The organism is Streptomyces sp. NPDC007808 (assembly GCF_042868655.1).
Lineage (GTDB): Bacteria > Actinomycetota > Actinomycetes > Streptomycetales > Streptomycetaceae > Streptomyces.
This window is the reverse complement of record NZ_JBIAEQ010000004.1, coordinates 364,749-385,306: the sequence shown is the minus strand read 5'-3', so window position 1 is coordinate 385,306 and position 20,558 is coordinate 364,749. Positions and strand designations below refer to the sequence as shown.

Here is a 20,558-nt window from a genome sequence, read left to right as displayed (position 1 = left end):
GGCCCCGTCCCGACCGGATGCCCCATACAGCTTCGGTGGCAGCGTGCGATCACCTGTTCTTAAAGTAGGGCAATGCGCACTGGTGAGCCCCTGCCCGCCGTGGGGGAGGTCCTCGCCGCCCTCGCAACCGGGCTGTGGCACTGGAACACCGCCACCGGCCTGGTCACGGTCGACGCGGAGGCGGCACGGCTGCTCGGGTTGCCCGCCGAACAGGCCACGCTCAGCCAGGCCCAGGCGCGCGCCCGGCTGCATCCCGTCGACTGGAACGAGATCACGGGAGTGATCCAGCTCGCCGTCGCCGAGGGCACGCTCGGCGAGGTGCGGGTACGGATCATGGACGAGCGGGGCAGGGTCGTCCGGGTGGCCCGCAGCCGCTTCCACGCGGCCTTCGACCGGGAGAAGCGGGCGTACGAGGTCATCGGCTCCCTCCAGGAGGTCACCGAACCCACGCCGGGCACACCCGCCGGGCGCACGGCGGTCACCGGCGACTGGCGGCGCTCACGGGAGGCGTTCTTGCTGGACGCGGGACGGGCGCTGGCCGAGGCACGGTCCACCGCGGAGGTGCTGCGGGTCGCCGCCGGCCTGTCGATGCCGGGATTCTCACCGGACGGCCTGGCGGTGTTCGGCGTCACGGGCGATCGCCTGACGATCATCGGCCACCACGGCCACCAGCCCGGCGACGAGAACCCCTTCACACACATGGCCCTGGACACGGACTACCCGGCCGCCGAGGTGGTGCGCACCGGCCGAGCCGTCTACCTCTCCACTCCCGAGCAGTACAAGGACCGCTACCCGGTCACCTGGCCGCTCGCCGCGCACTTCAACCGGCAGTCCTGGGCGTTCCTGCCGCTGACCGTGGCCGGCCGCACGATGGGCGCCTGGATGGCCGCTTTCACCTATCCGGTGGCGTTCACACCGGACGAGCGGTCGGTGCTGACGACGGTGGCCCGCATGCTCGCCCAGGCCCTGTCCCGGGCCGAGGCCGCCGAGTCGGCACGCGAGCTGACCGACGGCCTCCAGCGCTCGATGCTGCCCAAGCTGGGCCCGGAGATACCCGGCATGAGCATCGCCGCCCGCTACGTACCGACCGGCGGCGGCCTCCAGGTCGGCGGCGACTGGTACGACATGATCCCGTTGCCCAACAGCCGCTTCGCCCTGGTCATCGGCGACGTCCAGGGGCATGACGTCCGGGCGGCGGGTCTGATGGGCCAGCTCCGGATAGCGCTGCGGGCCTACGCCGCCGAGGGCCACCGCCCCGACGCGGTCCTCTCCCGCGCCTCCCGCTTTCTGCACGGCATGACCTTCGGTTCCGTCGACGAGGACCCGTCCGACCTGCGCTTCGCGACCTGCCTCTACGTCGAGGTCGACCCCGCGAACGGCCTGCTGGACATCGCCCGTGCCGGGCACCCGGACCCGGCGATCCGCATGGCCGACGGCACGGTGCTGGCCCGTCCGACGGCCGGCGGCCTCCCCCTCGGCATCGACCCGGACGCCGACTACCCGACGACCCGGATCACCCTGGAACCCGGCGAGACGATGCTGATCTGCACGGACGGCCTGATCGAGACCGGTGGCCACGACCTGGAGACCGGCTGGAAGCGCATCCGCGCGATCCTGGAGGACCACGAGGGCGACCTGGAGACCCTCGCCGACGCCCTCGTCCAGGCCGTCCACGGTCCCTCCTCCCACCACACCACCGGCCCGCTCGCCGACCGGCGCGAGGACGACATAGCGGTACTGCTGCTGTGCCGGGAGGGGGAGGGGTGCGGCTGCGGTGCCCCGGCCGTCGTACGGCCGACGATCCGGCGCACGATGCTCACCGTCGCGCAGGCCGAGCCGGAGCGGGTCGCGGCGGCCCGTCAGCAACTGCGGGAGCTGCTGCACGACTGGGCGTTCGCTGACCAGGTCGACTCCGCGGTCCTGCTCCTGTCCGAGACGCTCACCAACGTCCTCGTCCACACCGACTCCGACGCCCTGCTGCTCGCCGAGGTGCGCGGCGAGGAGGGGGACCGCCGGTTGCGTGTGGAGGTGACGGACACCAGCGACGACCTGCCGCACAAGCGGCGGCCCGGGGAACTGGCCTCGTCGGGGCGGGGTCTGGTGCTGATCGAGCTGCTGGCGCAGGCGTGGGGAGTCGACCCCCGGGGCGAGGGCAAGAGCACCTGGTTCGAGTTCTACGAGTCCAAGGGCGCGGACGGTTCCGCGGGCGGGGACGCACCGGGGGCCGCCTTGCCCGCGTAACGCTCCCGCAGCTCGTGGACGACTCCGGTCGCGGCGGCGGTGAGCGGTACGGCGAGCAGCATGCCCAGGATCCCCGCCACCGAGGCCCCCGCGGTGATCGCCACCATGACCACGGCCGGGTGCATCTGCACCGTCCGGCTCTGGATCATCGGCGTCAGCACATGCCCTTCCAACTGCTGCACGGCGATGACGATCCCCAGCACCCACAGCGCGATGACGAACCCCCGGTCGGCGAGCGCCACCAGCACGGCGACCGCTCCCGAGATGAACGCACCGAGGTAGGGGATGTAGGCCCCGATGAAGACGAGAGCGCCGAGCCCGACCGCGCCCGGCACGTCGAGGACGAGCAGCCCCACGGTGATGCAGACGGCGTCGATGAGGGCGATCAGGGTGGTCCCGCGCATGAACCCCTCGACCGCCTGGAACGCCCGTCGGGCCATGGCCTCCGCGGTGTCCCCGGCCTGACGCGGGACGACGGACCGCAGGCCGTCGACTGCCCGATGGGAGTCCCGCAGGAAGAAGAAGACGAGCAGCAGTGCGAGCACGGCCATGGCGATGGTCTCGCCGACGACGCTCACGCCGCTGATGACCCCGGAGGCGGCCGTCCCCCCGAACTTGGTGAGCAGTTCCCTGGAGTTGGAGGCGAGATCGTCCAAGGAGGTACCCGCGGCCCCGAAGTGCCCGGCGAGATCCTGCCCCGCCTGCTTGAGCGAGGTGACGATCTCCTCGCCGCTGTCGACGATCGCGGCGACGACGATGTAGACGGCCCCGCCGACCAGGGCCACGACGGCTACGCAGGTGAGCCCCGCGGCCACGGACCGGTTCACCCGGGCCTGCACCAGCCGCCGGTGCAGCGGCCGGAGCAACGCCGTCCCCAGCAGTGCGAGCAGCACGGGCACGACAGCCGTACGGAACTCGTCGGCGAGCCGGATCCCGACGTAGACGACCCCGGCGACGAGCAGCACGACGGCACACCAGGCGGCGAACCGTCGTACGGGCTCGGGGAGCAGCGGGGTGGGGGCCTGCACGACTCCAGCGGACCACGAGCCCGGCGGGGCTGTCGTGTGCGGGCGGACCGGGTGGGTGACGAAGGCGACGAAGAGCGCAGGCCCGAAGCCGCGACCACGAGGGCCGCGACGTCGGGCCTGGGCGTTCGGACGCGAGGGCCTGGGCGTTCGGACGCGAGGTCAGTCCCTGGAGGGCCCGCTCTCGCTCATGCCGTGCACCGCGGGGATCGTCCCGAGCCGCCCCTTCTGGAAGTCGTCGAACGCCTGCTGGAGTTCTTCCCGGGTGTTCATCACGAACGGCCCGTAGTGCGCCATCGGCTCACGGATGGGCTGCCCACCGAGCAGGACGACCTCCAGGTCCGGCGTGTGGGAGTCCTGCTTGTCGTCGGCGCGGACGGTCAGCGAGCCGCCGGCGCCGAAGACCGCCGTCTGACCGAGCTGGATCGGCCGGCGCTCGGCACCCACCGAGCCCCGCCCGGCGAGGACGTACGCGAGGCCGTTGAAGTCCTCCCGCCACGGCAGTGTGACCTCCGCGCCCGGCGCCACCGTCGCATGGATCATCGTGATCGGGGTGTGCGTGATGCCGGGACCTGCGTGCCCGTCCAGCTCGCCGGCGATGACGCGGAGCAGCGCGCCGCCGTCGGGCGTGGTCAGCAGCTGGACGTTGCCGCCGCGGATGTCCTGGTAGCGCGGAGGCATCATCTTGTCCTTGGCCGGAAGGTTCACCCACAGCTGCAGACCGTGGAAGAGCCCGCCGGACATCACCAGGTGCTCCGGCGGCGCCTCGATGTGCAGCAGCCCGGAGCCGGCGGTCATCCACTGGGTGTCCCCGTTGGTGATGGTGCCGCCACCGCCGTTGGAGTCCTGGTGGTCGAAGATCCCGTCGATGATGTACGTGACGGTCTCGAAGCCGCGGTGCGGATGCCAGGGAGTGCCCTTGGGCTCGCCCGGCGCGTAGTCCACCTCGCCCATCTGGTCCATCATGATGAACGGGTCCAGATAGCGGTAGTTGATCCCGGCGAACGCACGGCGCACCGGGAATCCCTCACCCTCGAAACCGCTCGGCGCGGTCGTGACGGCGAGCACGGGACGGGCCACGGCCTCCGCGGGTGCGGCGACGCGGGCCAGCGTCAGCGGGTTCTCGACGGTCACTGCAGGCATGTCGGTACCTCCTTGTGCGGCCAGTTTAGTTGAGCATTGAACTTCCTGCCACCAGGAACCCCAGAAACCCGGAGGGCATTCCCTCCAGGCACAGCCGAAGGCCGGCACCCGCAGGGGGCGCCGGCCTTCGTCATGAGGACCCGGTGTCGGGAAGGGCTCAGTCTTCCAGCAGGAACTGGGCCCGCGGGGTCAGACGACCAGTTCCGGCCGCTCCTCGGGCGTGCGATCCGCCCCGGCGGTGACGTCCGCCGCCTTCGGCGCCCGCCGGTCGTCCCGCATCACCAGCGTCGCCAGCAGCGCCGCCGCCAGGACACCGATCGCGCTGACCGTGAAGGTGGTGGACATCGAGGCGGTGAAGGCCTCGCGGGCCGCCGCGACCAGGCCGGCGTCACCGCCCGCCACCACCCCGGCGATCGAGTGCTTCGCCTCGTCCGGCGTCCCCTCGGGCATCCGGTCGGCGAAGCCGCTCGACAGCAGGGAGCCGAGGATCGCGATGCCGAGCGCGGTACCGGCCTGCTGGACGGTGTCGTTCAGGGCCGAACCCACGCCCGCCTTGTCCTCGGGGATGGTGCCCATCAGCGCGCCGATCGCGGCGGGCATCGCGAGGCCCGCACCGAGACCGAGCAGGCCGAGCGCCACCGCGGGGACGGTGAAGCCGGAGTCCGCCGAGACCGTGGTCAGCAGGGCGAAGCAGGCCACCATCACCAGCATCCCCGCGAGGATCACCCACCGGTTGCCGTACTTCGCGGCGAGCTTGACGCCCACGCCGTTGCCGAGCAGGGCCGTGATCGCCAGCGGCAGGAAGGCCAGCCCCGCCTTGATGGGCGAGTAGCCGAGCACGAACTGCAGGTACTGGGTGAGAACCAGCAGCAGACCGCCGTTGCCGATCTGGACGAGGGCCAGCGAGATCGAACCGCCGCTGAAGTTGCGGTGCTTGAACAGGACCAGCGGGACCATCGGCGACTTGGTGACGTTCTCCCAGATCACGAAGCCGACCAGGGACGCGATCGCCACCACCAGCGTCACCGTGGAGCGGCCGCCCAGCGCACCGTGCTGCGGGAGCTCGATGATCCACCAGACCAGGGCCGTCATCCCGGCCGCCGACAGCACCGCGCCCAGCGGGTCGGCCTTCTGCCAGGGCGCCTTGGACTCCGGCATCAGCGTCAGACCGGCGACGATCGCGAGCACCACGATCGGGACGTTGATGAAGAAGATCGACTGCCAGGAGAAGTGGTCGATCAGGACACCACCGAGCACAGGGCTGCCGACCAGGCCGAGCATCGACACCGAGCTCCAGGCGGCCATCGCCTTGCCGCGCTCCTCCTCGTCGAAGACGGTGATGAGGATCGAGAGGGTGGACGGCATGATCAGCGCCCCACCGACACCCATCGCGACGCGCACGGCGATCACCTCACCGGGGCTCGTGCACCAGGTCGCGGCCAGGGAGGCCGCCCCGAACAGCAGGAGCCCGATCAGCATCACCCTCCGCCGCCCGAACCGGTCGCCGAGGCTGCCGGAAGTGAGCAGAAGACCGGCGAAGACGAGGATGTAGGAGTCCAGGATCCACTGCGTCTGCTGGGCACTCGCCCCGAGCTCCCCGGTCATCACGGGCACCGCGACGGTCAGCGCCATGCTGTCGACGACCAGCACCAGCGTGCTCAGGCAGAGCACGATCAGGATCCACCAGCGGCGTGGATCACGCATTCCCTTGACGTCCATGACGCTTCCCCTCCGACTTCGCGAACACCGTTCCTTCGTTGCGAACACTGTACGCAGACCGGAACAGCGTTCGCAAGCCCCGATTCCTGTACGCTCGATGCGAACGACGTACGCACAGTGGGTGAAGGAGTGCCGATGGCCGACAGGACGACGAAGCCCAGCCCCATCCCCTCCGTCTGGGCCCGCCCTCAGCGCGAGCCCGACCAGCCCGCGCTCAGCCGGGCCACGATCGTGCGCGAGGCGATCGTCATGCTGGACGCGGAGGGCGTGGAGGCGCTGAGCATGCGCAAGCTGGCCACCCGGCTGAACGCCGGCGCGGCCTCCCTCTACCGCCACGTGGCGACCAAGGACGAGCTGATGGAACTCGCCGTGGACGAGGTCGCCGCCGAGATCCACGTACCGCAGGCGGGCGGCCCCGACTGGCGCGCGGCCGTCAGCGAGGCGGCGCACTCCTTCCGCGGGACGGCCCTACGGCACCCGTGGCTGTCCTCGGTCCTCGGCCAGGCGGGCCTCGCCTACCTCGGCCCCAACCTCATGTCGTACTCGGAGCGCCTGGCGGCCCTGTTCACCGGCGCGGGATTCCCCGATCCCACGGGAGCGATCGACGTGGTGCTCTCGTACGTCATCGGCATGAGCACCACGGAAGCCGCCTGGCTCATCACGGTGGCCCGCTCCGGCGAGACGGAGGCCGACTTCATCGCGCGTCTGCTGCCGGCGGCACAGCAGGCGGTCGCCGACCACGAGCACCTCGCGCGGGGCTACGCCGAGACCGAGGGGGCGGCCACCACGGATCCGGCCGCGCTGCGGGACGCCAAGTTCGCCTCCGCCCTGGAGATCGTCCTCGACGGACTGGCACTGCGTCTGACGCGTTGACGTCAGCCGTACATACGGCGCATCGCGAACTCGACCATCTGCTCGACCGCCTTCGCGTCGAACACCATCCGGTGCTCGCCCTCCATGTCCAGGACGAAGCCGTAGCCGGTCGGCAGCAGGTCGATGACCTCGGCGCCGGTGATGACGAAGTACTTGGACTCCTTGCCCGCGTACCGTCGCAGCTCCTTCAGCGAGGTGAACATCGGGATCACCGGCTGCTGGGTGTTGTGCAGGGCGAGGAAGCCGGGGTTGTCACCGCGCGGGCAGTAGACCTTCGACGTCGCGAAGACCTGCTGGAAGTCCTCGGCGGACATCTGCCCGGTGGTGAAGGCACGCACCGCGTCCGCCAGCGAGGGCGGGGACGGCTCGGGATAGAGCGGCGGCTGCTGGCCGTACCCGCCGACACCGCCCGGCTGCTGCGGCGGGGCGTACTGCTGCTGTGCAGCACCGCCATCCATGGGCTGGCCGTATCCGTACATGAGCGCAAGCGTACCGAGAGTGGCTGCGCGCCGGACCGGGACGGGTGTCCTGGTGAAACCGACAGCGACCCGACAGCCACTTGCCTGGCTTCCGACAGGTACCGCTCATAGCGTCGGCGATGCGGAGGCGAGCGCCGGAAAGCGGCAGCACACCAGCGAAGGGACAGCCATGCACCGACACCACGAGGACGAGGTACCCGAGCACGACAGGGGTCTGTCCCACGACCTTCCCGTCCTCGCCCGCCGCCGCATGATCCGGCTGATGGCGGGGGCGAGCCTGCTCTCCCTGGTGGGGTGCAGTTCCGAGGAGGACACGGCGGCGTCCTCCTCGTCCTCCCCCGCGTCCTCGGCCGGCTCCTCCGGCAGCTCCTCCGCTTCCGCCGAGTGCGCGACCATCCCGGACGAGACCGCCGGCCCCTACCCCGGTGACGGCTCGAACGGCGTGAACGTCCTGAAGGAGAGCGGCGTCGTCCGCGGCGACATCACCCGGAGCTTCGGCGGCTCCGCGGGCGGCACCGCCGAGGGCGTACCCCTGACCATCACGCTCACGGTCGTCGACGCCGCCTCCGGCTGCGGCACCCCGAAGAAGGGCGCCGCCGTCTACCTCTGGCACTGCGACCGGGAGGGCAGGTACTCCCTGTACTCCGAGGGCGTCACGGACGAGAACTACCTGCGGGGCGTGCAGGAGGCCGACGACCGGGGACAGGTCACCTTCAAAAGCGTCTTCCCCGGCTGCTACCCGGGGCGCTGGCCGCACATCCACTTCGAGGTGTACGGCAGCCTGGCCGACGCCACGGCCGCCACCTCGATCACCAACACCTCCCAGCTGGCCTTCCCGAAGGACGTCTGCGACACCGTCTACGCCACGGACGGCTACGGCGACAGCGTGCGGAACCTGGGGCAGCTCTCCCTGGAGACGGACAACATCTTCAGCGACGGCCACGAGCAGCAGATGGCGACGCTGAAGGGCGACGCGACGCGGGGCTACACGGCGACACTGACCGTTCCGGTGTGACCTGTCACAGATCGCGGATCGGGGTTGCGTCTTATTACTGACGGGTAGCATCATCGTAGCTACTTGTTGGTATGCGAACGAGCGCGAGGATCCAAGTGCCTCGCCGATCCCTCTACGGAGCCGACGCCATGGGGCACTACAAGTCCAATCTCCGCGACATCGAGTTCAACCTCTTCGAAGTACTCGGACGCGACAAGCTGTACGGCACGGGTCCGTTCGAGGAGATGGACGTCGAGACCGCGAAGAGCATCCTTGAGGAGCTGACGCGGCTCGCGGAGAACGAGCTGGCGGAGTCCTTCGCGGACGCCGACCGCAACCCGCCGGTCTTCGACCCGGAGACCAACACCGCGCCGGTCCCGGCGTCCTTCAAGAAGAGCTACAAGGCCTTCATGGACTCCGAGTACTGGCGGCTGGGGCTGCCCGAGGGGATCGGCGGCACCGTCGCCCCGCCGTCCCTGATCTGGTCGTACGCGGAGCTGATCCTCGGCTCGAACCCGGCCGTGTGGATGTACTCCTCCGGCCCGGCGTTCGCCGGTGTCCTCTACGAGGAGGGCAACGACGTCCAGAAGAAGATCGCCCAGATCGCGGTCGAGCGGACCTGGGGCTCCACCATGGTGCTGACCGAGCCGGACGCCGGTTCGGACGTCGGCGCCGGCCGCACCAAGGCCATCCAGCAGGAGGACGGCTCCTGGCACATCGAGGGCGTCAAGCGCTTCATCACGTCCGGTGAGCACGACATGGAGGAGAACATCCTCCACTACGTCCTCGCCCGCCCCGAGGGCGCCGGCCCCGGCACCAAGGGCCTGTCCCTCTTCCTCGTCCCGAAGTACCTCTTCGACTTCGAGACCGGCGAGCTGGGCGAGCGCAACGGCGTCTACGCAACCAACGTCGAGCACAAGATGGGCCTGAAGGCCTCCAACACCTGCGAGATGACCTTCGGCGACCAGCACCCCGCCAAGGGCTGGCTGATCGGCGACAAGCACGACGGCATCCGCCAGATGTTCCGCATCATCGAGTTCGCCCGCATGATGGTCGGCACGAAGGCGATCTCCACGCTGTCCACCGGTTACCTGAACGCGCTGGAGTACGCCAAGGAGCGCGTCCAGGGTCCGGACCTGGCGAACTTCATGGACAAGACCGCGCCCAAGGTCACCATCACCCACCACCCCGACGTGCGCCGCTCCCTGATGACGCAGAAGGCGTACGCGGAGGGCATGCGCGCGCTGGTGCTGTACACGGCGTCGGTGCAGGACGCGATCGCGGTCAAGGAGGCGGCCGGCGAGGACGCCAAGGCCGAGCACGCGCTGAACGACCTGCTCCTGCCGATCGTCAAGGGCTACGGCTCCGAGAAGGGCTACGAGCAGCTCGCCCAGTCGCTGCAGACCTTCGGCGGCTCCGGCTTCCTGCAGGAGTACCCGATCGAGCAGTACATCCGGGACTCCAAGATCGACACCCTCTACGAGGGCACCACGGCCATCCAGGGCCAGGACTTCTTCTTCCGGAAGATCGTCCGCAACCAGGGCGCCGCGCTGAACTCGCTCGCCGAGGACATCAAGAAGTTCCTGGCGCTCGGCGAGGGCGGCGAGGAGCTCGGCACGGCCCGCGAGCAGCTCGCCAAGGCGGCCGTGGAGCTGGAGGCCATCGTCGGTCTGATGCTGACCGACCTCGCGGCCACCGAGTCCGACGTCAAGAACATCTACAAGGTGGGCCTGAACACCACCCGCCTGCTGATGGCCTCCGGTGACGTCGTCGTCGGCTACCTGCTGCTCAAGGGCGCCGCGGTCGCCGCCGAGAAGCTTCCGACGGCCTCCAGCAAGGACAAGGCGTTCTACCAGGGCAAGATCGCGGCGGCGAAGTTCTTCGCGGCGAACGTCCTGCCGGGTGTCACGGGCGCCCGCAAGCTCGCCGAGAACGTCGAGCTGGACTTGATGGAGCTGGACGAGGCCGCCTTCTAGGCACTGGTTCCGGCCACGCCTTCCCGGCCACTCACGGACAATCCACATCGCCCTCACGAGGGCCCGCTCCCCTTCACCGGGAGCGGGCCCTCGTCCGTCGTTAAGGTGAACCCATGAGCGCACCCCCCCGCTTCGACCGCGGCCACACCGACGACCTCATGTCCTTTTTGACGGCGAGCCCGACGCCGTACCACGCCGTGGCGAACACCGCCGAGCGGCTGGAGAAGGCCGGCTTCCGACAGGTCGCGGAGACGGACGCCTGGGACGCGGTGACATCAGCGGGCTCCGCCGCGGGGAGCGGCGGCAGGTACGTGCTGCGCGGTGGCGCGATCGTGGCCTGGTACGTCCCCGAGGGTGCGGCGCCCCACACGCCGTTCCGGATCGTCGGTGCGCACACGGACTCCCCCAACCTGCGCGTGAAGCCGCTGCCCGACAGCGGGGCGCACGGCTGGCGGCAGGTGGCCGTGGAGATCTACGGCGGACCGCTGATGAACTCCTGGCTCGACCGCGACCTGGGCCTGGCGGGCCGGCTGACGCTGCGGGACGGCTCGTCGCGGCTGGTGAACGTGGACCGGCCGCTGCTGCGCGTCCCCCAGCTCGCGATCCACCTGGACCGGACGGTGTCGTCGGAAGGGCTCAAGCTCGACAAGCAGCGCCACCTCCAGCCCGTCTGGGGCCTGGGCGAGGTACGTGACGGCGACCTCATCTCCTTCCTGGAGGAGACCGCCGGGCTGGCCGCGGGCGAGGTCACCGGCTGGGACCTGATGGTGCACTCCGTGGAGCCGCCGGCGTACCTGGGCCGGGACAAGGAGCTGGTCGCCGGTCCCCGCATGGACAACCTGCTCTCGGTGCACGCGGGTGCCGCGGCGCTGGCCGCGGTCGCGGGCTCCGGCGCCGAACTGCCCTGCATCCCGGTGCTGGCCGCCTTCGACCACGAGGAGAACGGTTCGCAGAGCGACACGGGTGCCGACGGGCCGCTGCTGGGCGGCGTCCTGGAGCGTTCGGTGTTCGCGCGCGGCGGATCGTACGAGGACAAGGCGCGCGCCTTCGCGGGCACCGTCTGCCTGTCCTCCGACACGGGCCACGCGGTCCACCCCAACTACGCGGAGCGCCACGACCCGACGCACCACCCGCGCGTCAACGGCGGGCCGATCCTGAAGGTGAACGTCAACAACCGCTATGCGACCGACGGTTCGGGCCGGGCGGTGTGGGCGGCGGCCTGCGAGAAGGCGGACGTGCCCTTCCAGTCCTTCGTCTCCAACAACTCCATGCCCTGCGGGACCACCATCGGGCCCATCACCGCCGCCCGGCACGGCATCAGGACCGTCGACATCGGTGTGGCGATCCTGTCCATGCACAGCGCACGGGAGTTGTGCGGCGTGGACGACCCGCATCTGCTGGCGAACGCGCTGGTGGCGTTCCTGGAAGGGTAGTTCGCGACGGCGGTCGCATGGGTGGCGCCGGCCGGGGTACCCGGACGTCCGGACCGGAACGACCGGACCGGACAGGGAGGCGACACTCATGGGCCTCGGCGGATGCATCATCCTCATCGCCGCGGGAGCCATCCTCACGTTCGCGACCGACTGGGACATGGAGGGGGTCAACCTCGACCTGGTCGGGATCATCTTGATGATCGTGGGGCTGATCGGCGTGACGACGTTCAGCAGCATCGCCAGGCGCAGGCGCGTGGTGGTGCCACCCACGACGCCCGTGGTCAGCGACGAGGCACACCACCACCGGCGGGACGGCTACAGCGACGGTTACGGCGTCTGAACGCCCGTCACCTCGTCGACCGTGCCGTCCATCCCGGCGAGCACCAGCGCAAGACGGTCGGCGCCGGCCTCGCTGAGGCGGACCGGCACACCCCAGTCCTGCTGATGGACATGGCAGGCCGGGTACGGGTTGCCCGGGTCGTCGTCGCAGGACGCGGCCATCGCGGAGACATGCAGGACGCCCTCCACGACGGAGGGACCGAGTTCGAGGGTGCGGGAGAGTTCGGTGCCCGCACCCTCACCCGTGCGCAGCAGCTCCGGCGGGGTGGCGGAGACCAGCAGCCGGGTCGAGGGGCCGTACCTGGTGTCGAGCTTCTGGCCCGCCGGGGCCTGGAAGATCACGTCCAGCCGGACCGTGCCGGGGGCCACTTCGGTGGCGGCGCGCCGGGTGCGGTGGGCCACCGCCTCGACGCGTACGGCCTCCTCGGGCAGCCGCAGCCGGGTCAGCCGGTGCCGGGCCGACTCCACGACCACGATGTCGTCCCCGACGAGCACCGCGTCCGAGGGCTCGCGCAGATCCGTGGCCAGGGTGGTCACCTCGCCGGTGGCGGGGTCGTAGCGACGCAGGGCGTGGTTGTAGGTGTCGCTGACGGCGACCGAGCCGTCGGGCAGGGCGGTGACACCCAACGGGTGCTGCAGCAGCGCCTGTTCGGCGGCACCGTCGCGGTGCCCGAAGTCGAAGAGGCCGGTGCCGACGGCGGTGTGGACGGTGCCGTCGAGGTCGACCCAGCGCAGCGCGGACGTCTCGGAGTCGGCGAGCCACAGCCGCTCGGGCGTCGCGGCGAGGCCGGACGGCTGGGCGAACCAGGCCTCGGCCGCCGGCCCGTCGACCAGTCCCTCGTTGGTCGTGCCCGCGGCCACCGCGACGGTGCCCGCCGCCGGGTCGTACACCCACAGCTGGTGGACGCCGGCCATCGCGATCCACACCCGCCCGGCGAAGACCGCCACGTCCCAGGGTGACGACAGGTCCACCTCGCGCGCGGGACCGGCCGTGGCAGATCCCTGCCACCACTGTCTGCCGGTCCCGGCGAGTGTGGTGACCTCACCGGTTTCGAGGTCGAGGCGGCGCAGGGCGTGGTTGACCGTGTCGGCGACGACGACCGCGCTGTCGTCGAGGAGGGCCAGCCCCTGCGGTTCGCTGAAGGCCGCGTCGTGGGCCGTGCCGTCGGCCAACGCGCGCGTGCCGGAGCCGATCCGGCGTACCACCGTCTCCCCGTCCGCCGCCAGCTCCACCAGCTGGTGCCGGGTGGTGTCACTGACCAGGAAGCCGCCGGACGGCAGCAGCAGCGCCTTGCCCGGGAAACGCAGCGCCGTGGGCTCCGGTTCGGGCGCCACGTACGGGCCGTCGCCGCGCCGCAGGGTGCCCTTGGCCCCGTGCTCGGCCTGCAGTTCCGCCACCAGCCGCTCGATGGCGTGCACATGCCCCTCACCGGCGTGCTGCGCGACGACGTAGCCCTCGGGGTCGATCACGACGAGCGTCGGCCAGGCGCGCACCGCGTACTGCTTCCAGGTGGCGAGGTCGGGGTCGTCGAGCACGGGATGCTCGACGTCGTACCGCTCCACGGCGTCGACGACCGCCCGGTGCTCGGCCTCGTGCGCGAACTTCGGCGAGTGCACGCCGATGACCACCACGGTGTCCCGGTGCTTGTCCTCCAGCTCACGCAGCTCGTCGAGGACGTGCAGGCAGTTCACGCAGCAGAAGGTCCAGAAGTCCAGGATCACGATGCGTCCGCGGAGCTTCGCGAGATCGAGCTCCTGGTCACCTGTGTTGATCCAGCCGCCCCTGCCGACCAGCTCGGGGGCGCGGACACGTACCCGCTTCGCCATGAGCCCAGCCAATCACAGGGGTCCGACAGGCGGCGGAGTCAGCCCCTCGGCCTACAGGCGGCGTGTGGGAGCGGACGGCGGCGGGGAACTGCTCGTCCCATGAGATTCCTCGTACGCGACCGGCTCCTCGGCATCGGTGACGACTACTGGATCGAGGACGACCAGGGCAACAAGGTGTTCCTCGTCGACGGCAAGGCGATGCGGCTGCGGGACACCTTCGAGCTGAAGGACCCGCAGGGGCGCGTCCTCATCGACATCCATCAGAAGATGCTCTCCCTGCGCGACACGATGGTGATCGAGCGGGACGGCGAGCCGCTGGCGCGGATCCGCCGCAAGCGGCTGTCCCTGCTGCGCAACCACTACCGGGTGTCCCTGGCGGACGGCCGGACGGAACTCGATGTCAGCGGCAAGATCCTCGACCGGGAGTTCGCCGTCGAGTACGACGGCGAACTGCTGGCCGTCGTCTCCCGGCGGTGGCTGCGGGTGCGGGAGACGTACGGGGTGGACGTCGTCCGGGACGACGCGGACCCCGCGCTGCTGATCGCGGTGGCGGTGTGCGTGATCCACCTGGCGGAGAAGGAGCACGCGGGGGACTGAGGAGCGCCCGCGGGGGAGCGGAGAGGCGCCCGTCAGTGACGCGGTGGTGCCAGACCCAGCACCCGGTCCTTCAGTGCCGGGAACTGGTCCCGCGTCACGGCGACCTTCCCCGGGTCGAACTCCACCGTGAGGACCTGCTCCCCCGCCCCGGCCTCAGCGAGCACCTCGCCCCACGGATCCACCACGATCGAGTGACCGGCCTGTGGAACTCCCGCGTGCGTCCCGGCCGTTCCACAGGCGAGCACGAACGCCTGGTTCTCCACCGCCCGCGCCTGAGCCAGCAGCGTCCAGTGCGCCCGGCGGCGTTCCGGCCAGCCCGCCGGGACGACCAGGGTCTCGGCACCGGCGTCGACGAGCCCGCGGAACAGTTCGGGGAAACGGAGGTCGTAACAGGTGCCCACACCGACGGTGGTGCCGGGCTGCCCGGGCAGAGGGAACGTCACCAGTTCCTCGCCCGCGCCCATCAGCACCGCCTCGCCCTTGTCGAAGCCGAACCGGTGGATCTTGCGGTAGGCGGCGACCAGGTCACCGGCGGGGGAGAAGACGAGTGAGGTGTTGTAGAGCGGTCCCTCCGGGTCACGCTCGGGGATCGAGCCCGCGTGCAGCCATACGCCCGCGTCGCTCGCGGCCTTCGCCATCGCGTCGTAGGTCGGCCCGTCCAGCGGCTCGGCCTCGGAGCCGAACTTCTCGTAGGCGAACGCCCCGGTGGTCCACAGTTCGGGCAGGACGACCAGGTCCGCACCTGCCTGCGCGCGTACCAGAGAGGCGACCCTCACACGACGGGAGTCGACCGATTCGTCCTCTTTGACGTCGATCTGGAGCAGAGAGGCGCGCACACTACCACCGTCCTGGCATTCGAGCGGTCCACATGGGCTTCCGAGCGGGCCTACGATCGTCACACGAAAGCACTGCCGGGGTGCCTCACAGCAGCGTAACTTAGCGTTTCAAGACACCCGCCGACAGCAGCCGCCTCCCACTGGCACCGACGCCACAACCTGCCCGCGTACCGACGTACCAACCGCCGAGGGGTCCCGTTCCGTGAGTCTGCATCCCACCCTCCAGCCCTACGCCGACGCCTGGACCCACTCCATCGAAGCGATATCCGAGCTGGTGACGCCGCTTGTGGAGGGCGAGTGGAACCGGCGTACCCCCTGCCCCGGCTGGTCGGTCCGTGACATCGTGTCCCATGTCATCGGCCTGGACTGCGAGATGCTCGGCGACCCCCGCCCCATCCACACCCTTCCGCGGGACCTCTTCCACGTCACCAACGACCACCAGCGCTACATGGAGATGCAGGTCGACGTCCGCCGCCACCACACGGCGCCGGAGATGACGTCCGAGCTGGAGTACACGATCATCCGCCGCAACCGCCAGCTGCGGAACGAGTCCCGCGACCCCGGTACCAAGGTGCGCGGCCCGCTCGGGACGGAGCTGACCCTCGAGGAGTCCATGCGGTCCCACGCGTTCGACGTCTGGGTCCACGAACAGGACCTGCGCACCGCGCTCGGCCGCCCCGGCAACCTCGACTCCCCGGGCGCCCACGTGGCTCGTGACGTGCTGCTCGGCAAGCTGCCCGAGATCATCGCGACCAAAGCGGACGCACCGCGCAGCTCGGCGATCGTCTTCGATGTCCACGGCCCGATCGAGTTCCTGCGGACGATCCGCATCGACATCCAGGGTCGCGGCACCCTGGAGACGGCGCCCGCCCTGGGCCCCGCCGCCACCTTCACTCTCGACTGGGAGACCTACGTCCGCCTGGCCTGCGGCCGTGTCACACCGGAAGCGGTGGCGGACCGGTTGAAGGCGGAGGGCGATCCCAACCTGACGGCGGCGATCCTGCGCAACTTCACGGTGACGCCGTAGGACCGTCCGGGCACCGCAGGCCGAGCGGTGGCGGCCCGATATTCGTTGTCGCAGGCGGGCGGCGCGCGGTTAGCGTGCGTGCCGTGACCGAGACGACAACCGAAACCGAGGCCGCCTCCGGCCCCCGTACCGACGGACCGCCCCGCCTCACCCGGCTGGCCTTCCACGGCCCGCTGTCCGAGGCCCGCGCGCACAGACTCGTCGAGCGGCTCACCCGCACGAAGCCCGCCACGGTCCTCGACATCGGCTGCGGCTGGGGCGAGTTGCTGCTGCGTGTCCTGGCGGCCGCGCCCGACGCGAACGGCGTCGGCATCGACATCAAGGCCGAGGACCTCGCCCGTGGCCGCCGCAACGCCGAGGCCAGAGGGCTGGCGCGGCGGGTCGAGTTCGTCGAGGAGTCGGCCATCGGCACCTCGCACGGCCCCGCCGACCTCGTCCTGTGCGTGGGAGCGAGCCAGGCCCTGAGCACGGCCCAGCCCCCGCACTACACCGTCGAGGCCCTGCGCGCCCTGCGCCGTCTGGTCACCGACGGCGGCCGCGTGCTGCTCGGTGAGGGCTTCTGGGAGCGCCCCCCGACCCCCGCCGAACTCTCCGGCATGTGGCCGGAGGCCGCCGCCACGGACCACTACGACCTCGCGACCCTGCTCGACCTCGCGGTCGAGGCCGGTTTCCGGCCCGAGTGGACCGAGACGGCGAACGCCGACGAGTGGGAGGAGTTCGAGTCGGCGTACCAGGCGGACGTCGAGGTCTGGCTCGCCGAGCACCCCGGGCACCCGCTCGCGGCCGAGACCCGTGAGCGCCTCGACCGGCATCGTGCCCAGTGGATGAGCTACCGCGGGGTGCTGAACCTCGCGTACCTCACCCTCGTCCCCGCCCTGTAGGACCGCACCCGCGTACCAGCCGCCGGTTCAGGCGGGAACGTGCACCGTCTCCACCCTGCTGGCGACCAGCCGTTCCCGCTCCCTGCGCGCCGCCCGCTTCCGCAGCCTCAGGATCTGCCCGACCCCGAGCGCCTGGAGGACGAACACGGCCGAGAAGGCGACGGTGTAGTCGTCCCCGGTCGCGTCCAGCAGCACCCCGACCGCGAACAGCGTGGTCATCGAGGCGACGAACCCACCCATGTTGGTGATCCCGGACGCCGTCCCCTGCCGCTCCGGCGGATTCGCCGGCCGTGCGAAGTCGAAGCCGATCATCGAGGCCGGCCCGCACGCCCCGAGCACCGCGCACAGCACGATCAGCAGCGCCATCGGCGCCCGCTCGCCGGGCCAGACCAGCGTCGTCGCCCACACCGCCGCCGTCGCCGCCACGGTCCCCAGCGCCAGCGGGAGCCGCGCCTCGTGGTGCCGGGCGACGACCTGGCCGTAGACCAGGCCCACGACCATGTTCGACAGGACGACGAGGGTCAGGAGTTGACCGGCCGTGGCGCGCGACAGCCCCTGCGCCTCCACCAGGAAGGGCAGCCCCCACAGCAGCAGGAACACCATCGCCGGGAACTGCGTGGTGAAGTGCACCCACAGTCCCAGCCGGGTGCCGGGTTCCCGCCAGGACGCGGCGATCTGACGCCGTACGTAGGCCGCGCCCAGGTGCGGGAGCGGCGCCGGCTCGTGTCCCTCGGGGTGGTCCTTCAGGAACAGCAGCAGCAGGACGAGGACGACGACGCCCGCCGCCGCGCTGCCCGCGAACGCCGCCGTCCAGCCCACGCCGTGCAGCAGCCGGGCCAACAGGAGCGTGGAGACGAGGTTGCCCGCCATGCCCGCGAGACCCGCGAGCTGCGCGATCAGCGGACCGCGCCGCGCGGGGAACCACCGCGTGCCCAGCCGCAGCACGCTGATGAACGTCATCGCGTCGCCGCAGCCCAGCAGTGCCCGCGAGGCGAGGGCCATGCCGTACGACGGTGAGAAGGCGAAGCCCAGTTGGCCCGCCGTGAACAGCACCACGCCCAGGGTCAGCACCTTCTTGGTGCCGAGCCGGTCGACCAGCAGGCCGACGGGTATCTGCATGCCCGCGTATACGAGGAGCTGGAGGATGGAGAACGTCGACAGGGCCGAGGCGTTGACGTCGAAGCGGTCCGCGGCGTCGAGTCCGGCGACGCCGAGCGACGTACGGAAGATGACGGCGACGAAGTAGACCGAGACGCCGATGCCCCAGACGGCCATGGCACGACGGCCGCCCAGGGGTGCCTCCTTCGAGGGAGGGCCGCCGGGCCGTGCGGCGGGCTTCATCGCTCCTCACCTCGCGCGAGGTGCGAGAACCAGCCGATGTGCCGGTGGACCGTCGACACGGCCGCCTCGGCGTCCCCCGAGCGCAGGGCCTGAAGGATCTCCTCGTGCTCCGAGAGGGTCTTGGCGATCCGGTCGGGGTGCGAGTGCAGCACGGCGACGCCCATGCGCAGCTGCCGGTCGCGCAGTTGGTCGTACAGCCGCGACAGGATCTCGTTGCCGCCGCTGCGGACGATCTCCGCGTGGAAGCACCGGTCGGTGACGGCGGCTCCCGCGAGGTCGCCGGCGGCGGCCTGCTCCTTCTGCCGGGCGAGCAGTTCCTCCAGGCGCTCGATGAGTCCGGGCGGAGCGGGTACGGCCTTGCGCGCCGCGTGTTCCTCGACGAGCATCCGCGTCTCCACCACGTCCTTGATCTCCTGCGCGGAGACCGGCAGGACCAGCGCGCCCTTCTTCGGGTAGAGCTTGATCAGCCCTTCGACCTCCAGCCGCAGCAGCGCCTCCCGCACCGGGGTGCGCGAGACTCCGACGGCCTCGGCGAGCTCGCCCTCGGTGAGCAGCGTGCCGCCCTCGTAACGGCGCTCCAGGACGCCCTGTTTGACGTGGGTGTAGACGCGGTCGGCCGCGGGGGGCCGCTTGAGGGACGGGGACGCGACGGCAGACATGCGCACAGCATAGATACAACAGGTACCCATCATGGATCTCGTCCAGCATGCGGACGAAGCCTCCGACACTGCGTCAGCCGCCGGACCCGCCGACAGAGACCCATCGCATCCGCCGCACAACCTTCTGTGCTAGTTACGTGTCACGTATGTGCGGCCTACTTGTCTTCCCCCACCGAACTCGGCCGCACTCAGGGGCATTCGACGTAATCGGGGTAATTTCAGTTGATAACTGCCAGCAAGGGCTTTCGCGTTCGCAGAGCCGCAGCAGTCGCCGTGACCACCGGTGCGGTGCTCGTGACCGGAGCCCTCACCGCGGCGCCCGCGCAGGCCGTGACGACGCCCACGATCACCGCCAAGGGCGGTTTCGTGATGAACAGCGCGAACGGCAAGACCCTCTTCACCAAGGCCGCCGACACCAAGAGGCTGACGGCTTCCACGACCAAGATCATGACCGCCAAGGTCGTGCTCTCGCAGTCCAACCTGAACCTCGACACCAAGGTCACCATCAGGAAGGAGGTGAGTGACTACATGGTCGCCAAGGGCTACCCCTCGACGGCCAGGCTGATCGTCGGTGACAAGGTCACCGTCCGCCAGCTCCTGTACGGGATGATGCTGCCGTCCGGCTGCGACGCCGCGATGGCCCTCGCCGACAAGTTCGGAACCGGCTCGACCGTCAAGGCCCGCGTGCAGAGCTTCATCGGCAAGATGAACACCACGGCCAAGAACCTGGGCATGACGAACACGCACTTCGACTCGTTCGACGGCATCAGCAACGGCTCCAACTACTCGACGCCGCGCGACCTGACGAAGCTCGCCCGCAGCGCGATGAAGAGCTCCACCTTCAAGACCGTCGTGAAGACCAAGGCCTACACGGCCAAGACGATCACCAGTACGGGCTCCATCCGCACGATGGCGACCTGGAAGAACACCAACGCGCCGTTGATCGGCTGGAACGGCGTGCTCGGCATCAAGACCGGCTCCGGCACCGAGGCCCAGTACTGCCTCGTCTTCGCCGCGACCAAGAACGGCGAGTCCGTGATGGGCGCCGTGCTCACGGCCCCCTCGGAGATCAAGCGCACCGAGGACGTGAAGAAGCTCATCAACTACGGCTACGCGAAGATCAGCTGACGCTCGCGGCGCACGCGCGCGAGGGCGGCCACACTCCAGT

The 20,558-nt window shown here is 70.4% G+C and carries 18 protein-coding genes; 10 read left to right on the top strand and 8 right to left on the bottom strand.

The window, feature by feature from the left end; all coding sequences use genetic code 11:
• The first annotated feature begins 72 nt into the window (after positions 1 to 72).
• The gene (locus ACFYNL_RS17545) at positions 73 to 2,241 is read left to right on the top strand and encodes a SpoIIE family protein phosphatase (RefSeq protein ID WP_388803654.1); all 2,169 of its coding nucleotides are present in this window, start codon (positions 73 to 75) and stop codon (positions 2,239 to 2,241) included.
• Here the strand turns inward: ACFYNL_RS17545 and ACFYNL_RS17540 are convergent.
• The 3 genes from ACFYNL_RS17540 to ACFYNL_RS17530 all read right to left on the bottom strand — a co-directional run bounded on the left by ACFYNL_RS17540 (position 2,175) and on the right by ACFYNL_RS17530 (position 6,128).
• On the bottom strand, positions 2,175 to 3,269 hold the full coding sequence (locus tag ACFYNL_RS17540) for an AI-2E family transporter (RefSeq protein ID WP_388803651.1): 1,095 nt from the start codon (positions 3,267 to 3,269) through the stop codon (positions 2,175 to 2,177). The two genes, ACFYNL_RS17545 and ACFYNL_RS17540, sit on opposite strands and share 67 nt — an antisense overlap.
• Before the next feature lie 159 nt (positions 3,270 to 3,428).
• Positions 3,429 to 4,409 (bottom strand): pirin family protein, encoded by a 981-nt coding sequence (locus ACFYNL_RS17535; RefSeq protein ID WP_388803648.1) that lies wholly within the window; start codon positions 4,407 to 4,409, stop codon positions 3,429 to 3,431.
• Positions 4,410 to 4,598: 189 nt separating this feature from the next.
• The gene (locus tag ACFYNL_RS17530) at positions 4,599 to 6,128 is read right to left on the bottom strand and encodes an MFS transporter (protein WP_388803645.1); all 1,530 of its coding nucleotides are present in this window, start codon (positions 6,126 to 6,128) and stop codon (positions 4,599 to 4,601) included.
• Between the two features lie 135 nt (positions 6,129 to 6,263).
• Here ACFYNL_RS17530 and ACFYNL_RS17525 point away from each other — a divergent pair, with 135 nt between their 5' ends.
• Positions 6,264 to 7,001, top strand: coding sequence for a TetR/AcrR family transcriptional regulator C-terminal domain-containing protein (locus ACFYNL_RS17525; RefSeq protein ID WP_388803642.1), 738 nt, complete (start codon positions 6,264 to 6,266; stop codon positions 6,999 to 7,001).
• A gap of 2 nt (positions 7,002 to 7,003) precedes the next feature.
• On the opposite strand, the gene ACFYNL_RS17520 is transcribed toward ACFYNL_RS17525, so the two are convergent.
• On the bottom strand, positions 7,004 to 7,480 hold the full coding sequence (locus ACFYNL_RS17520; protein ID WP_003999609.1) for an SseB family protein: 477 nt from the start codon (positions 7,478 to 7,480) through the stop codon (positions 7,004 to 7,006).
• Positions 7,481 to 7,649: 169 nt separating this feature from the next.
• On the opposite strand from ACFYNL_RS17520, the gene ACFYNL_RS17515 reads away from it, so the two are divergent.
• From ACFYNL_RS17515 to ACFYNL_RS17500, 4 genes are all read left to right on the top strand, one after another.
• Positions 7,650 to 8,495: an intradiol ring-cleavage dioxygenase gene (locus tag ACFYNL_RS17515; protein ID WP_388803639.1), complete on the top strand. Its 846-nt coding sequence runs from the start codon at positions 7,650 to 7,652 to the stop codon at positions 8,493 to 8,495.
• A gap of 128 nt (positions 8,496 to 8,623) precedes the next feature.
• The gene (locus tag ACFYNL_RS17510) at positions 8,624 to 10,450 is read left to right on the top strand and encodes an acyl-CoA dehydrogenase (RefSeq protein WP_388803636.1); all 1,827 of its coding nucleotides are present in this window, start codon (positions 8,624 to 8,626) and stop codon (positions 10,448 to 10,450) included.
• A 113-nt stretch (positions 10,451 to 10,563) separates the two neighbouring features.
• Positions 10,564 to 11,883 carry a M18 family aminopeptidase gene (locus ACFYNL_RS17505; RefSeq protein WP_388803633.1) on the top strand — a complete coding sequence of 440 codons (1,320 nt, stop codon included), beginning with the start codon at positions 10,564 to 10,566 and terminating at the stop codon, positions 11,881 to 11,883.
• An 88-nt stretch (positions 11,884 to 11,971) separates the two neighbouring features.
• A complete protein-coding gene (locus ACFYNL_RS17500) occupies positions 11,972 to 12,223 on the top strand; it encodes a DUF6458 family protein (RefSeq protein WP_388803630.1) in 252 nt (83 codons plus the stop codon).
• Here ACFYNL_RS17500 and ACFYNL_RS17495 read toward each other — a convergent pair.
• A complete protein-coding gene (locus ACFYNL_RS17495) occupies positions 12,211 to 14,049 on the bottom strand; it encodes an NHL domain-containing thioredoxin family protein (protein WP_388803626.1) in 1,839 nt (612 codons plus the stop codon). The two genes, ACFYNL_RS17500 and ACFYNL_RS17495, sit on opposite strands and share 13 nt — an antisense overlap.
• Positions 14,050 to 14,148: 99 nt before the next feature.
• Here ACFYNL_RS17495 and ACFYNL_RS17490 point away from each other — a divergent pair, with 99 nt between their 5' ends.
• Positions 14,149 to 14,646: an LURP-one-related/scramblase family protein gene (locus ACFYNL_RS17490; RefSeq protein ID WP_388803623.1), complete on the top strand. Its 498-nt coding sequence runs from the start codon at positions 14,149 to 14,151 to the stop codon at positions 14,644 to 14,646.
• Positions 14,647 to 14,678: 32 nt separating this feature from the next.
• Here the strand turns inward: ACFYNL_RS17490 and ACFYNL_RS17485 are convergent, their stop codons facing one another.
• Positions 14,679 to 15,482: a carbon-nitrogen family hydrolase gene (locus ACFYNL_RS17485; RefSeq protein ID WP_388803620.1), complete on the bottom strand. Its 804-nt coding sequence runs from the start codon at positions 15,480 to 15,482 to the stop codon at positions 14,679 to 14,681.
• Between the two features lie 202 nt (positions 15,483 to 15,684).
• Between ACFYNL_RS17485 and ACFYNL_RS17480 the strand changes: the two genes are divergently transcribed.
• Positions 15,685 to 16,509 (top strand): maleylpyruvate isomerase family mycothiol-dependent enzyme, encoded by an 825-nt coding sequence (locus ACFYNL_RS17480; RefSeq protein ID WP_388803617.1) that lies wholly within the window; start codon positions 15,685 to 15,687, stop codon positions 16,507 to 16,509.
• Positions 16,510 to 16,592: 83 nt separating this feature from the next.
• On the top strand, positions 16,593 to 17,390 hold the full coding sequence (locus tag ACFYNL_RS17475) for an SAM-dependent methyltransferase (RefSeq protein WP_388803614.1): 798 nt from the start codon (positions 16,593 to 16,595) through the stop codon (positions 17,388 to 17,390).
• 27 nt (positions 17,391 to 17,417) lie between these two features.
• On the opposite strand, the gene ACFYNL_RS17470 is transcribed toward ACFYNL_RS17475, so the two are convergent.
• Positions 17,418 to 18,731 carry a nitrate/nitrite transporter gene (locus ACFYNL_RS17470; RefSeq protein WP_388803611.1) on the bottom strand — a complete coding sequence of 438 codons (1,314 nt, stop codon included), beginning with the start codon at positions 18,729 to 18,731 and terminating at the stop codon, positions 17,418 to 17,420.
• Positions 18,728 to 19,390, bottom strand: coding sequence for a GntR family transcriptional regulator (locus ACFYNL_RS17465; RefSeq protein WP_388803608.1), 663 nt, complete (start codon positions 19,388 to 19,390; stop codon positions 18,728 to 18,730). The genes ACFYNL_RS17470 and ACFYNL_RS17465 overlap by 4 nt, the downstream gene beginning before the upstream one ends.
• A gap of 222 nt (positions 19,391 to 19,612) precedes the next feature.
• On the opposite strand from ACFYNL_RS17465, the gene ACFYNL_RS17460 reads away from it, so the two are divergent.
• Positions 19,613 to 20,518 (top strand): D-alanyl-D-alanine carboxypeptidase family protein, encoded by a 906-nt coding sequence (locus ACFYNL_RS17460; protein WP_388803605.1) that lies wholly within the window; start codon positions 19,613 to 19,615, stop codon positions 20,516 to 20,518.
• Positions 20,519 to 20,558: the final 40 nt, after the last annotated feature.

Coding starts and splice junctions, on each gene's coding strand:
- ACFYNL_RS17465 (WP_388803608.1), bottom strand. CDS start 19,390: ATGTCTGCCGTCGCGTCCCCGTCCCTCAAGCGGCCCCCCGCGGCCGAC.
- ACFYNL_RS17535 (WP_388803648.1), bottom strand. CDS start 4,409: ATGCCTGCAGTGACCGTCGAGAACCCGCTGACGCTGGCCCGCGTCGCC.
- ACFYNL_RS17505 (WP_388803633.1), top strand. CDS start 10,564: ATGAGCGCACCCCCCCGCTTCGACCGCGGCCACACCGACGACCTCATG.
- ACFYNL_RS17515 (WP_388803639.1), top strand. CDS start 7,650: ATGCACCGACACCACGAGGACGAGGTACCCGAGCACGACAGGGGTCTG.
- ACFYNL_RS17530 (WP_388803645.1), bottom strand. CDS start 6,128: ATGGACGTCAAGGGAATGCGTGATCCACGCCGCTGGTGGATCCTGATC.
- ACFYNL_RS17510 (WP_388803636.1), top strand. CDS start 8,624: ATGGGGCACTACAAGTCCAATCTCCGCGACATCGAGTTCAACCTCTTC.
- ACFYNL_RS17500 (WP_388803630.1), top strand. CDS start 11,972: ATGGGCCTCGGCGGATGCATCATCCTCATCGCCGCGGGAGCCATCCTC.
- ACFYNL_RS17470 (WP_388803611.1), bottom strand. CDS start 18,731: ATGAAGCCCGCCGCACGGCCCGGCGGCCCTCCCTCGAAGGAGGCACCC.
- ACFYNL_RS17495 (WP_388803626.1), bottom strand. CDS start 14,049: ATGGCGAAGCGGGTACGTGTCCGCGCCCCCGAGCTGGTCGGCAGGGGC.
- ACFYNL_RS17545 (WP_388803654.1), top strand. CDS start 73: ATGCGCACTGGTGAGCCCCTGCCCGCCGTGGGGGAGGTCCTCGCCGCC.
- ACFYNL_RS17490 (WP_388803623.1), top strand. CDS start 14,149: ATGAGATTCCTCGTACGCGACCGGCTCCTCGGCATCGGTGACGACTAC.
- ACFYNL_RS17520 (WP_003999609.1), bottom strand. CDS start 7,480: ATGTACGGATACGGCCAGCCCATGGATGGCGGTGCTGCACAGCAGCAG.
- ACFYNL_RS17525 (WP_388803642.1), top strand. CDS start 6,264: ATGGCCGACAGGACGACGAAGCCCAGCCCCATCCCCTCCGTCTGGGCC.